7 protein-coding genes are annotated in these 12,825 nt (G+C 73.0%); 4 read left to right on the top strand and 3 right to left on the bottom strand.

Annotated elements, in window-relative coordinates:
- Positions 1–106: 106 nt before the first annotated feature.
- Complete coding sequence (locus tag AB0F72_RS06185) at positions 107–262, top strand: hypothetical protein (protein WP_360425950.1); 156 nt, start codon at positions 107–109, stop codon at positions 260–262.
- Here AB0F72_RS06185 and AB0F72_RS06180 read toward each other — a convergent pair.
- Genes AB0F72_RS06180 through AB0F72_RS06170 form a run of 3 tightly spaced genes read right to left on the bottom strand, consistent with a single transcriptional unit; the run spans position 244 to position 2,166 of the window.
- On the bottom strand, positions 244–735 hold the full coding sequence (locus AB0F72_RS06180; protein ID WP_360425947.1) for a molybdenum cofactor biosysynthesis protein: 492 nt from the start codon (positions 733–735) through the stop codon (positions 244–246). The two genes, AB0F72_RS06185 and AB0F72_RS06180, sit on opposite strands and share 19 nt — an antisense overlap.
- Positions 736–783: 48 nt before the next feature.
- A complete protein-coding gene (locus AB0F72_RS06175; RefSeq protein WP_360425944.1) occupies positions 784–1,530 on the bottom strand; it encodes an NAD(P)-binding domain-containing protein in 747 nt (248 codons plus the stop codon).
- A gap of 21 nt (positions 1,531–1,551) precedes the next feature.
- On the bottom strand, positions 1,552–2,166 hold the full coding sequence (locus AB0F72_RS06170; protein ID WP_360425941.1) for a TetR/AcrR family transcriptional regulator: 615 nt from the start codon (positions 2,164–2,166) through the stop codon (positions 1,552–1,554).
- A 104-nt stretch (positions 2,167–2,270) separates the two neighbouring features.
- Between AB0F72_RS06170 and AB0F72_RS06165 the strand changes: the two genes are divergently transcribed.
- The 3 genes from AB0F72_RS06165 to AB0F72_RS06155 all read left to right on the top strand — a co-directional run bounded on the left by AB0F72_RS06165 (position 2,271) and on the right by AB0F72_RS06155 (position 12,797).
- Positions 2,271–3,290, top strand: coding sequence for an NADP-dependent oxidoreductase (locus tag AB0F72_RS06165; RefSeq protein WP_360425938.1), 1,020 nt, complete (start codon positions 2,271–2,273; stop codon positions 3,288–3,290).
- A 207-nt stretch (positions 3,291–3,497) separates the two neighbouring features.
- A complete protein-coding gene (locus AB0F72_RS06160; protein ID WP_360425935.1) occupies positions 3,498–6,248 on the top strand; it encodes a hypothetical protein in 2,751 nt (916 codons plus the stop codon).
- 618 nt (positions 6,249–6,866) lie between these two features.
- Positions 6,867–12,797 (top strand): DUF3320 domain-containing protein, encoded by a 5,931-nt coding sequence (locus tag AB0F72_RS06155; protein ID WP_360425932.1) that lies wholly within the window; start codon positions 6,867–6,869, stop codon positions 12,795–12,797.
- Positions 12,798–12,825 lie beyond the last annotated feature (28 nt).

Below are 12,825 nucleotides of genomic sequence, written 5' to 3'. Positions count from 1 at the left end.
GTGGCAACCCGGTAGCGGAGTGGGTGCGGAAACGGGTTTCCCTGCGGTCCGGTCGGCGGCGGCCGATCAACGAGGCACTTAGCTGATCAACCCGACGGGAGTCGTCATGAGCATGAGCATCGGGACCTCGACCCCGCCCACCACCCGCGACACGCACGCCGCGTGGCTGCGCCGCCGCGAGGAGGACCTGCCGTCCAACTGGGTGTCGCGGGCGCGAGCGTCCGAGGACGAGCGGCGGGACCGTCAGCCGGAGCTGGCCTGATCCTCGAGCACGGCCACCACCACCGGCCCGACGCGCAGAACTCCGTCGTTGAGCGGCACGCAGCGGATCCCGCCCTTGCCGCGCAGCGCCCGGAACGCGCCCGGACCGACTGTCACGTCCATCCACGCGCACGGGTTGGCCCGCCGGCGCGCCCGCAACAGCACCGGTCCGGAACCCGAGTCGAGGCTCAGCACCGACCCGACCAGGTCGTCCACGGCGATCCCGGTGACCAGGATGTTGCGGCGTACCCGGGTCAACCCGGCACCCGGCGGCAGCGACTCACCGGCGATGACAGTGACGCTCGCGTCCCGGTGTGCCGGGTGGTTGAAGTAGCGATCCCCGGTGATCCCGAGCCCGGCCCGGACGCGGATCTCGGGGACCAGCTCGCCCGGCGGCGCGGGCGCCGGCCCGTCGGACGGGCGCCCCTCGAAGCGGTGCACGGGCGAGGCGAGCAGCTCGACGATCTCCGGCATGGCGGGAGTGTAGGCCCCGCCCCCGGCGTGGCCGGGCGAACACCCGTCTCAGCGCAGCGCCGCCAGGGCCTCGGCGAGGGCGTCGGTGGCGTCCCGGACGTCCACCTCGCGCGACTGCAGCGGCCCACCCGTCTCGGTGAGCCGGGCCGCCTTCGCCCCGCCGGCGTAGAACGGCGCGAACCCCAGGTCACGGATGATCCGGCAGGCGGCCTCGCGGGCGTCCCGCTCATCGGTGCAGACGAACTCGGCGAGCAGCGGGTCGTGCCCGCGCCGCCGGCTCAGCACGTCGGTGGGGATGGTGTTGAACGCCTTCACCCAGTGTGCGCCGGGCGCCCATTCGATGAGTGTCTCCAGGCCGCTCTTCCCGCCGGCGTGGGAGAGCATCCGGTCGGCGGCCTCGCTCGGCGGGCCGTTGATCGCGGCGGCGACGAGGATCGGGTCCTTGATGCTGGCGCCGGTGAGGTGGCTGCCGGTGGCGGCGCCGCCGGGGCCGGCCGCGACGGGCGCGCCGTCCGCCGGGTTGGTGACGTCGATGACGACCTTGCCCTCCAGGGCGCTCCTGGTCACGTCGACGGCCTCCTTCGCCCCGGACCAGTTCGGCGCGAAGATCACCACTTCGCCGAATGCCGCGGCCTGCGGGACCGACATGACGCGCAGCTTCCCGTTCATCCGGTCCACCTGCTCGCGCAGCCGCTCCGGGTGCCGGGACGTGACCGCCACGTCATGCCCGCTCTCGGCGCACCAGGTCGCGAGAGTGCCGCCGAGCTGACCTGCCCCAATGACACCGATACGCATGACCCCAGCGTGCCCCCTGAATCAGCCGCCGGACCGCCGAATCGGCAAATCCCCGTAGAGCATCCGCAGCTCGACGGTGACCAGGTCCTCGATGATCTCGTCCGGGTCCGCCGCGCCGACGAACGTGGCCAGTCGCAGGTCGTCGATCATCCCGGCCAGGACCGCGGGCGCCGGTCCCTCCGGAGCGAGCCCGGCGGCGCGATCCCGTTCGATGCGCGCGGCCAGCCGGCTGACGTGCGCCTCGCGCAGCCCGGCCCGCCACTGGGCGATCGGCGGGCAGCCCGGTGCGGCGGCGAGCGCGCCGGTGAGCAGGCGGCCGTGGCTGCGCCAGAGCGTCGCGAGACCGGCAAGCGAGGTGCGCAGCGACTCCTCGTCCGGTCCGGTGCCGTCCAGCCACGGGCCCGCGTCGGCGAGCAGCTCACCGGTGAGGCCGTGCAGCAGGGCGACGACGACGGCCAGTTTCGAGTCGAAGTAGAAGTAGAAGCTCGACCGGGAGATCTCCGCACCGGCGGCGAGGTCGTCGATGGTGATGTCGGCGAGCGGTTTGCTCGCCAGCAGCGTCCGGGCAGTTTCCAGGATCGCCTGCTCGCGCCGGTCGCCCTTGCTGGGCCCGCGACGCCTTCCCGGTGCGTTCATGCACTCACCGTAACGCGGCTAACAAACCGGAGTCGACACGGCGTCGACTTTTTCGACATACTGTCGAGAAGCAACGACAGCCCGTTTCCGATTGGGGAGTCCTCGTGAAAGAGATCCGCCTCGCGTCCCGTCCCACCGGCTGGCCCACCGCCGAGAACTTCGAGATCGTCGACATCGGGACGCCGGTGCCCGGGGACGGCCAGGTGCTGATCCGAAACGTCTACATGTCGGTCGACCCGTACATGCGAGGCCGGATGAACGACGTCAAGTCCTACGTCCCGCCGTTCGTGCTCGGCGCTCCGCTGGACGGCGCCGCGGTCGGCGAGGTGGTCGCGTCGAACGCTTCCGCGGTTCCGGTCGGCGCCGTCGTGGCGCACGGTCTCGGCTGGCGGGAGTACGCGGTGGCGGACGCGAACCGGGTGCGTGTGGTGGACCCGGCCGCGGCGCCGACGCTCTCCGCGTACCTCGGTCTGCTCGGCATGACGGGCCTCACCGGGTACGTCGGCCTTTTGGACATCGCGCAGTTCAAGGAGGGTGACACGGTCTTCGTCTCCGGCGCCGCGGGCGCCGTGGGCAGCGTGGTCGGCCAGATCGCCAAGCTTCGCGGAGCGAAGCGTGTGATCGGCAGCGCCGGCTCCGCGGAGAAGGCCCGCCACCTGGTCGAGGACCTCGGTTTCGACGCGGCGTTCAACTACAAGGACGCTCCGGTGCGCGAGCAGCTGCGCGCCGCCGCGCCGGACGGCATCGACGTCTACTTCGACAACGTCGGCGGCGACCACCTGGAGGCGGCGATCTCCGAGCTGAACAAATACGGACGCGTGGCGATGTGCGGCGCGATCGCGCAGTACAACGAGGTCGGTGCTCCGTCCGCCCCGCGCAACCTCGCCCTCGCCATCGGCAAGGAGATCAACCTGCGCGGATTCATCGTCGGCAACCACAACCACCGGATGCCCGACTTCCTCGCCGAGGTCGGCGGCTGGCTGCGCGAGGGCCGGATCTCCGCCCGTGAAACCCTCGTCGAGGGCATCGAGAACGCGCCCGAGGCGTTCCTCGGCGTCCTTCGCGGGGACAACACCGGCAAGATGGTGGTCAAGGTGGGCGATCTGCCCGCTGTCCGTTCCTGATCATTCGGGTACGGGTCACCGGGTCCCGTTCTCGGCGGGACCCGCACCCCGTACCCTGGTCACTCTGTGTGATTGTTGACGATTTGCCGGATCCTGAACGATGATTCGGTCGCGCGGCGCGGTTGATCGCGATACGGAACGTACGGTTGATCGCACTCGTCCGTACGGACGAGGTCACTGACGGAAAGCAGACACTAGCGTTCCCGTGTGGCGAATCGGTTCCAACTCTGGGGACAAGCAGGCTGGGCAAGTGCCGAGGTGGTCGGCGAGACGCACTACGCGAAAGCGATACGTGCTCTCTTCGGCTCTGACTTCAACCCCCAGGGCACCGACATAACCGTTCCCCTGCAGCTGATACCCGACCGCAACAACCGCCACGACCGGAACGCGGTCGGCGTCTGGTCCGACTCCAGCCTGCTCGGGCATCTGCCCCGGCCGGAGGCCGCCCGATACGTCAAGGTGCTCACCGAGCTCACCAAGCGTGGCCTGGTGCCCGAGGTCAACGCCCAGATCCACGGCCGCGAGTGGGGCGAGTACGACGGCCGCCCGCCCGCCTTCGTCGGCACCATCCGGCTCGACCTCGCCGAGCCGCACATGCTGTTCCCGGCGAACGACCCGCCGCGCGCCGAGCACCGGCTCCTGCCGTCCGGCTCCGCCGTCCAGGTCAACGGCCAGCAGCAGTTCCTCGACGTGCTCCGCCCGCTGCTGCGTCCCGAGGGCGAGTGCTGGGCGTACGTGACTCTGCACGAGATGGCCGACCACCTCGTCGAGGTGCGCATCGGCGACGCCCGGGTCGGCGATCTGAGCCCGAAGATGAGCGGCGAGCTGCTGCCCACCCTGCGTCACCTCTCCGAGCAGGGCCTGCTGACCGCGGCCCGGGCCATCGTGAAGGGCAACGCCGGCGAGGCCAGCGTGATGCTCTACATCGCCCGGGTGCAGGACCTCCCCGAGGCCTGGCAGGGCAAGCAGTCCACGACCGGATTCCCGGCCACCCCGGCTGCCCCCGCGCCGTTCCCTGCCGCTTCGTCGTCCACCGCCGGCTTCCCGGCGGCCCCTTCCGGGTACGCGGCCGCGGCGTCCTCCGGCTACTCCGCCGTGCCCGCAGGCTTCGGCGACCCGGTCGCGGCGCCTTCCGGGTACGCGGGGGCACCGTCCCCGGACGCCCCGGACCCGGCAGCCCCCGGCTTTCCGGCATCGTCGACCCCCGGCTGGGCCGCGGCGGGTGCACCCGCGTCCGGCGCGACCTCCACGGGACCGGCCACTCCAGGCGCGGCGCCCGGTCCGGCCGGGGGCATCGCACCCACCTGGTCCCAGCCCGGCGACCCGGCACCCACCCGGTCCCAGCCCGGCGACCCGGCACCCACCCGGTCCCAGCCCGGCGACCCCGCCCCGGGCCCGGCCGGTGGTAGCGCGCCGGGTTCACCCGGCGGCATCGCGCCGTCCTGGTCGCAGCCGGGCGACCCCGCGCCGTCCTGGTCGCCGGCGGCCGACGCGGTGCCGGGCGCTGCCGGTGGGATCGCGCCGTCCTGGTCGCAGCCCGGTGAGGCGGTGCCGAGCTGGGCCACCCGGGACGAGACGCAGGGCTGGACGCCCGGCGGTTCGAGCGAGACGACCTCCGGCTGGTCCGCGGGGGAGTCCGGCCTGAGGCTCGGCATCGCCAGCGACGCGGGCCTGGGCCGCCCCGCCATCGACAACAGCCCGAAGCGGGACGCCGGCCTGAGCCGCGACGCGAGCTTCGGCCGTGATGCGAATTCCGGCCGTGATGCGGGTTCCGCTCGTGATGCCGGTTCCGGCCACGATGCGGGGTTCGGCCGGGACGCGACGTCCGGCGGCGGGCCGGGGCGTGACGGCGGGCTCGGGCGCGGTTCCGCGGGTGACGGTCTGCCGGTGCGTCCGGCGGGCAGCGAGCCGGGAACGGCCGTGCCGAGCTGGGCCGCACCGGGGGAGACCGTGCCGAGCTGGGCCGCGTCCAGCGAGCCGGGCCAGGGCTGGACCGCCGGCGAACCGGGCCAGAACTGGAACGCCGGAGGCGAAGCGATACCGAGCTGGGCTGCGCCGGGTGACGCCGTGCCCAGCTGGGCCAAACCGAGCACCGGCGTGCCGGCCTGGGCCGTGCCGAGCGCCTCGGCGCTGCCGACCCTGCCGTCCACCGGGTCCCTGCCGGGCAGCACTGCCCCGCGCCTGGACCAGTCCGGCGACGACGCGGCGTCCCGCCCGTCCTCCCCGCCCCTCTCCGGGACATCGCTCGCCGACTCGCCCCCGCCTGGCACGCGGCCGGGATCGTCCACGCCGTCGTCCCCGGACGCTCTGCCCGGTTCGCCGATGTCGCCGTCTTCGGGCGCTTTGCCGGGTTCGTCGTCGCCGTCGTTGTCGGGCGCTCTGCCGGGTTCGCCCACGCCGGCCTCGTCGCTGCCGGGGTCGCTGTCCGGCTCGATCGCGCCGGCGTCGTCCGTGCCGGCGTCGTCGCGGCCCACGTCGGGGCAGCCCGCGGCGGGTCAGTCGGCATCGGGTCAGCTCACGGCGGGTCAGGCCGCGTCGGGTCGGGCCGCGTCGTCCGCTGCCGGGTCGCTGGCGCCGATGCCGGCTTCGCCCCTGTCGGCCGTGCCGTCCTCCGGGGCGCCGGCGCTCGGCGACACCGGATCGGCGGACTCGTTCGGCAGACCGGTGAGCCCCGCCCCGACCGGTGCGGAGATCGCCGAGACCACGGTGATCCCCGCCCTGGCCGCCGTGGTGAAGAGCAACCCGGCCCGCCGCTCCGGCGCCGCGCCGGTCTCCCCGGCCCCCGAGCCGAACCCGCACCCGCCCATCCCCGGCGCCCCGACCGGCATCAAGTTCGTGGTCCCGCCGGGCTGGCCGGTCCCGCCGGACGGCTGGTACCCGCCCGACGGCTGGCGTCCCGATCCCGGCTGGCCGCTGGCGCCGGCGGACTGGCAGTGGTGGGTCCCGATCTGGGACTGACCCGAACCCCCACCCTGAGCGGTCCGCAGCGCGCCTGTTCGCACCCTGACTCAACTCGCAAGGCCGGCCGGCTCGCCGCTTTCCGGCAGCCGTGGTCCACGCACGAAGCCGAGCCGTAGCCCACGCAGGTCATCGGCCATGATCACAGGCCTGAGCTACGGCTGAGTGGTGTGAGCCGTAGCTGAGGCAGGTCGTGGGCGTGGTTTGCCTGTTTGGGCTACGGCTGGGTGGTGCGAGCCGTAGTCCACGCCGGTTATTGGCCATGATCACAGGCCTGAGCTACGGCTGAGTGGTCCGAGCCGTAGCTGAGGCACGTCACGGGCGCGGATGACCTGCCTGAGCTACGGCTGGGTGGTCCGAGCCGTAGCCCAGGCAGGTCATGGGCTCGGATTACCTGCTTCCGCTACGGCTGGCGTCCGGGGGCGGACGGCGGTGGAGGGTGCGCCACGCCCGAGGTCGATTGGCTGTCGTTATTGTTCTGTTTGTGGGCGTTTGTGGCGGGCTGAGCACGTCCAGCCCTTTCTTCGACAGGCCGAATTCGATAGGTTGACGTCCGGAACGTCGTATTAACCCGGAAAATCGCCACGGTGACCCACCTTGCCTTGCTGGAATGTTCCAATGCGGTGGGATGATGCTGACGGGCTGACCGGACGGCCGGATGCGCGGGTTCGCGGAGTGCTGGAGTCCTGGCGTGCCGGTCTGCTGGATTTCACCGGCAGCAATCCGCTGATCGACGTGGATCCGTCGGGGGCGGGCGTCGTGGCGATCGTGAGCCCCACCCCCCGTACCATCATCGAGGCTCTTCAACAGGGCCGGGAGTGCGGCTTCCTCGGGATCGAGGAGCAGGCCGAGGGCCCGCGGCCACGCGCCGCGAACGTCTTCCAGACCGAGATGATCGACGCGGACATGGACGCGACGCTGCACGCGCTGCGCCGCACGGCCCGCCGTGACCAGTACGAGCAGGGCATCTCCGCGCTCTACCTGGCGCTCGGATCGCTGCACTGGCAGGACGGCGGCCAGCAGTTCGCCAGCCCGATCCTGCTCCTGCCGGTCGAGCTGGTCTGCCCGGACCCGCTCGACTACCCGCGGCTGCGGGCCCGTCCGGACGACCCGATCGTGAACCCGGCGCTGGCGGTGCGGCTCCGGACGTACGGGATCGAGCTGCCCACCGTGAACAGCATCGCCGGGCTGGACCTGACCGTGTTCTGGGCCCGCCTCGACGCCGCGATCAGCGAGCATCCGGACTGGCACTCCGACGAGGCCGTGCTGCTGTCCCGCTTCGACGTGCAGCGTGAGGTGATGTACACCGACCTGGTCGAGAACGAGCGGCAGATCCTCGCCCACCCGGTGATCCGTGCCCTCGCGACCGACCCGCTCGCCCAGCCGGACGCGTTGCGTTTCGAACCCGTACCGGTGCGCCGCATCGACGAGCTGGCCGCGCCGGACGACGTTCCGCTGGTCCTGGACGCCGACGCCGCCCAGCGGTCCGCGATCGCGGCGGCGGTGGACGGCCGCACGTTCGTGCTGCGGGGCGCGCCCGGCACCGGCAAGACCCAGACCGTGGCGAACATGATCGCCTGCCTGATCCACGCCGGGAAACGGGTCCTGCTCGTCTCCGAGAAGGCCGCCGCGCTGGACGCGGTGAAGGAGCGGCTCGGGCGGGTCGGCCTCGACGACTACCTCCTGGAGCTGCACAGCGACCGGATCGGCCGGCTCCAGGTCGCCGGCACGCTGGCCGCCGCGCTCGACTTCATCCCGCTGCCGCCGCCCAGTCTCTCCACCGACGAGCGCGAGGAGTTGCGGCAACACCGGATCCGCTTGAACGCGTACGCGGAAGCGATGAACGAGGTCCGCGAGCCGCTCGGTCACCGGCTGCACGACGTGCTCGGCATGTGCGCGCAGATGACCGATCTCCCGGCCGGGCCGGTGCCGTCCGCGCTGCCGGTGCCGCTGACCACGCAGTCGCTGCAGCGCGTCCGGGACGCCGCCGCGAGCCTGGGCCGCGCCTGGCGGCCGGCGCTGGAGGGCGACGACTTCCTCTGGCGGGACGTGATCGACCGCAACCGCCTGGACGCCCGCCTGCACCAGGCACAGGCCGCCCTGGAGCACCTGGCCGAGGCGGTCGCCAGCGACCGGCTCGCGGCCGTCTTCGACGCGCAGGCCCTGTCCGACGCGATCACGCTGACCACGCTTGTCGGCCACGCCGCCCGCCGGCCCGCCGAGGTGCCCGACGAGTGGCTCACCCTGGACAGCCTGGAAACCGTCGCGAAGGCCGCGGAGAGCCTGGTCACCCACCTGCGGTCGCTGCACCGGGCGGAGGAGGCGGTCCGCGCGAAGGCCGGCGTCACCTGGTCGGCGCTGCCCATGCCGGCGAAGCTGCCGGTCGTGCCGACGCTCGTGCACCTGAACCCGCCGCCGGTCGAGCTGCTGCCGCTGACCTCGGCGCAGGCCCGTGGCCTGGCCCGCCGGTTCGCCGAGGAGGCGGACCGGCTGGAGCAGCACCAGCACAGCCTGGACCGGGTCACCGCCCGGCTCGGCCTGCCGAACGTGGTCGCGTTCACCGACATCGGCCGGGTCGCCGCGATCGTCGACCTGCTGAACCGGCCGGACAAACCGGAGCCGACCTGGTTCGACACGACCGGGATGGCGTCCGCGCGGGCCGCCGCCCGGGTGCTGCAGCGGGCGGTCGACGTGGTGAAGGCCGCCGAGTCACGGGCGCGGGAGCACTTCAACGACTCGGCGCTGGTGGAGCCGGTGGACGAGCTCGCCGAGCGGTTCGCCACCCAGCACCGGGGGATGCGCAAGCTGCGGGCGCCGTACCGGCGGGACAAGCGGATCGCGGCCGGCATCGCCCGCACCGACGTGAAACGGTCGGACGCGGTCGCCAACCTCGCCGCGGCGGCCGCCTGGAAGCGGTCGATCCGCGAGCTGGAGCGGGCCGAGCAGGAGTACGCGCGGAACCTGGGCAGCCACTGGCGGCACCTGGACACCGACTTCGACGCGATCCAGGAGGCGCTGAAGACCGCCGAGGAGGCGCTGCGGATCACCCCGCCGGAGGCCCTGCCGGGCGTCATCGAGCGGGTCTGCGCGCCGACCCCGAACAGCGCGATCATCCGGATCGTCACCGAGGCGCGCAAGGAGTTCGACAGGTTCACCGCGGCGCTGCGCACGCCGCCGGAACCGGCGCCCCGGCCGCAGCTCGCGGCGGGGCCGATCCACGACGCCGTCACCTGGCTGCGGGCGCACGTGGAGCCGCTCACCGCCGCCGCCGACCTGGTCCAGGCGTACAGCACGGCGGCCGGGCGGGACTTCACGCTCGCCGAGTCGGCCGCGATCGGCCTGCTCCGGGAGTCCGCCTCGGACGCGGCGGCCGCGCTCTCCGCGAACGCCGCCGAGTACGCCGACGTGCTCGGACCGCTCTACCGCGGCACCCAGACCGACGTGGACGCCCTGGCCACGGCGATGTCCTGGGCGTCGGAGGCTCGCCGGGTACGGGCCGGCGCCGACATCGCGTTCACGCGTGAGCAGGCGGCCGCCCTCGCCGAGGTGCGCCCCACCGACGCGCTGCCGTCCCGGGTTGCCGAGTGGCAGGCCGCCCGCGACTGGATCCTGCGTGCCTTCGCCCCGCGGCGGCACCCGTCGCTGACCGCCACCCTCGACGACTACGAGACCGCCCGGAAGCTGATCACCGATCTGCTCGGGGACAACCACGGCCAGCAGGAGTGGTTCGACTACCAGGCGGCGCGCGCGGTGCTCGGCGAGCACGGCCTGGACCCGGTCGTGGAGTTCTGCGCGCACGGGGACCTGGCCGTCGACCAGCTGCTGCCGGTCCTCGGTCGGGCGCTGTTCCAGTCCTGGGCCGACATGATCATCCGCGAGGACGAGCGGCTGCCCCCGCTCGACGCGGCGTCCCGGGACCGGCTGATCCGTGAGTTCCGGCTCTGGGACACGCTGCTGGAACGGGCCGCGGCCGCCGACGTGATGAACGCTGTCGACGGGATGCAGCCGTCCGGCACGGCGGTCGCCGAGGCCGCGGTGCTGCGGGCCGCGGCCGCTCAGCAGGGCCGCCGCCCGCCGGTCCGGGACCTGCTCGCCGAGACCCGCAACGCCACCTTCGCGGTGAAGCCGTGCATGCTGACCATCCCGGCCGACGTGAGCCGGCTGATCCCGTCCGACCTCTACTTCGACGTCGTGATCGTCGACGAGGCGTCCCGGGTGCCGGTCCCGGACGCGATCACCTGCGCGTACCGGGCCAGCTCGATGATCGTGGTGGGTGACGACCGGCAGCTCGGCGCGGCGCCGCTGCCCGGCGGCGACGGCCAGTCCATCCTCGGCCTGGCCATCCACTGTGGCGCGTTCCCGGTGCTGGACCTGACCACGCACTACCGCAGCCGGCACGAGTCGCTCATCGCGTTCGCCAACCACAGCTTCTACGCGGGACAGCTCAACACGTTCCCGGCCGCCGCGCCGGCCGGCCCGGACTCCGGTGTGCAGCTGTTCGGCGCCGACGGCGACGAGTCGCTCGCCGAGGAGGTCGCCAGCCGCGTCGCGCACCACCTGGTCACCCGCCCGGACCGGACGCTCGGTGTGGTCACCTGTACGCCGGAGCTGCGCTGGGAGATCGAGGCCGCGGTCGCCGACATGGTCGGCTCACCGGACGACGACCGGCTGCGCGGCTTCTTCGTGAAGGACCTCGACGCGGTGCAGGGCGACGAGCGGGACGTGATGATCCTGGCGATCGGCACCGACCTCGGCGGGCTGGACGGCCCGGACGGGTGGCGGCGGCTCAACGTCGCGACGACCCGCGCGGCCCGCCGCCTCGAGGTGGTCTCCTCGGTGCGCGGCCGGGACCTGGCGGGACGCGAGCATCTGCGGCATCTCGCCGGCTATCTGGACTATGCGGTACGCGGTGCGGACGCGCTGGAGCTGACGGATCCGGCGGCCGACGCGCAGACGCCGTTCGAGGACTCGGTACGGGACGTGATCGCCGCCTGGGGCTATCACGTGCGGACCCGGGTCGGCACCGGTGCTTTCCGGGTCGACCTGGCGGTCCGCCTCTCGTCCCGGCGCACCGCCCCCGACGTTCTCGGCATCGAGTGCGACGGCACCACGTACGATTCCGCGCCCGCCGCCCGGGACCGGGACCGCCTGCGTGAGCAGGTCCTGCAGGGGCTGGGCTGGCGACTGCACCGGATCTGGGGCACCGCCTGGTACCTGGACCGCGAACACGAGGAGCAGCGGCTCCGGATCGCCATCGAGGAGGCCCTCGCCGAATACCCCGCCGAACCGGCGCCCGAGCTGACCGGCGACGAGAGCCCGGTGGCGGAGGCCGCCGGGGACGAGCCGATCGAGTCGCTGGAGTCGATCGAGCCGCTGGCCGACGACGGACTGGCCGGGGTCTTCGCCGAGGCCGATGCCGAGGAGGAGGCCTTCGCCGAGGCGTTCGCCGAGATCTACGCACAGTCCGAGCCGGAGGTCTACGCGGTTGCCGAGCCGGAGGTCTACGCGGAAACCGAGCGCGGTGAGGTCACCGTCGAGATCACCGCGGAACAGGCGGCGGCCGCGGCCGGACCGGTCTACCAGTACGACGAGCCGGCCGGCCCGGAGCCGTGGTACCTGGCCGCCGACTACCTGGTCGACGAGGCGGGCGCCTACCTCGCCGGGGTGAAGGACATGGATCGGGAGGCCGAGGCGTTCGAGGGACAGCCCGACGTGGTGGCCGCGGTCAGCGACTACGAGCACGTCGTGGTCCCGGCGATCTTCGAGCAGCTGCACCGGGCCGAGATCGACCCGGTCGACATGCACCCGGTCCCCGGGCAGGAGCAGCCCTACGAGCCCGAGTACCACGAGCAGCCGGAGCCGGTCGCCGTGACCGAGCCGGTCGCGGCGGAGCACCCGGTCGCCGCACATCTGAGCGAGCAGTGGGCGATCCCGTACCAGAAGGCGCAGTTGACGCCCCTCCCGGCCGGCGCCGGACTGACCGACCCGGACACCCGCCTGCAGCTGACCGACGCCGTGCGGCAGCTGGCGCAGGTGGAAGGACCCGTGCACATCACGATCGCGCTGCAGCGGATGCGGGAGCAGTGGGGTCTCGCCCGGATCACCAAGCAGGCGAGGGCGGCCATCGAGGAGGCGATCATCGACGCCGGGCTGGCCTGGGACGGCACGTTCCTGAGCGACCCCGACCAGCTCGTGCCGATGGTCCGGTTCCGGGCCGAGGACGTGGCCCGCAAGGCCGACCAGATCGCCGACAGCGAGCTGCGGGTGGCCCTGGAACACCTGGTCCACGACGGCGGTGTGCTCACCGTGGACCAGCTGCTCGCCGCCACCGGCCGGCTCTACGGCTGGGCCGCGCGCCGATCACCCGAGGTGGACGCCCGGCTCACCACGCTGATCGCGGACATGGTCGACGAGGGGCACCTGATCCATCAGGCGGACGGGCTGGCCACCGCGCACGGCCTGCCCGAGGTGACCTCGCTGTCCCGGCACGACGCGGCGCCGCAGAAGAAGGCGTCACGGTCGCGACGGTCGTCGGCCAGCCGGAAGTGAAGCGGGGTTCACTCGTGGTCCCTATCGT

The sequence above is a fragment of the Actinoplanes sp. NPDC023936 genome (assembly GCF_040639325.1).
Taxonomy (GTDB): domain Bacteria; phylum Actinomycetota; class Actinomycetes; order Mycobacteriales; family Micromonosporaceae; genus Actinoplanes.
Note: the sequence above shows the minus strand (reverse complement) of the source record. Positions and strands in the feature narration are given on the sequence as shown.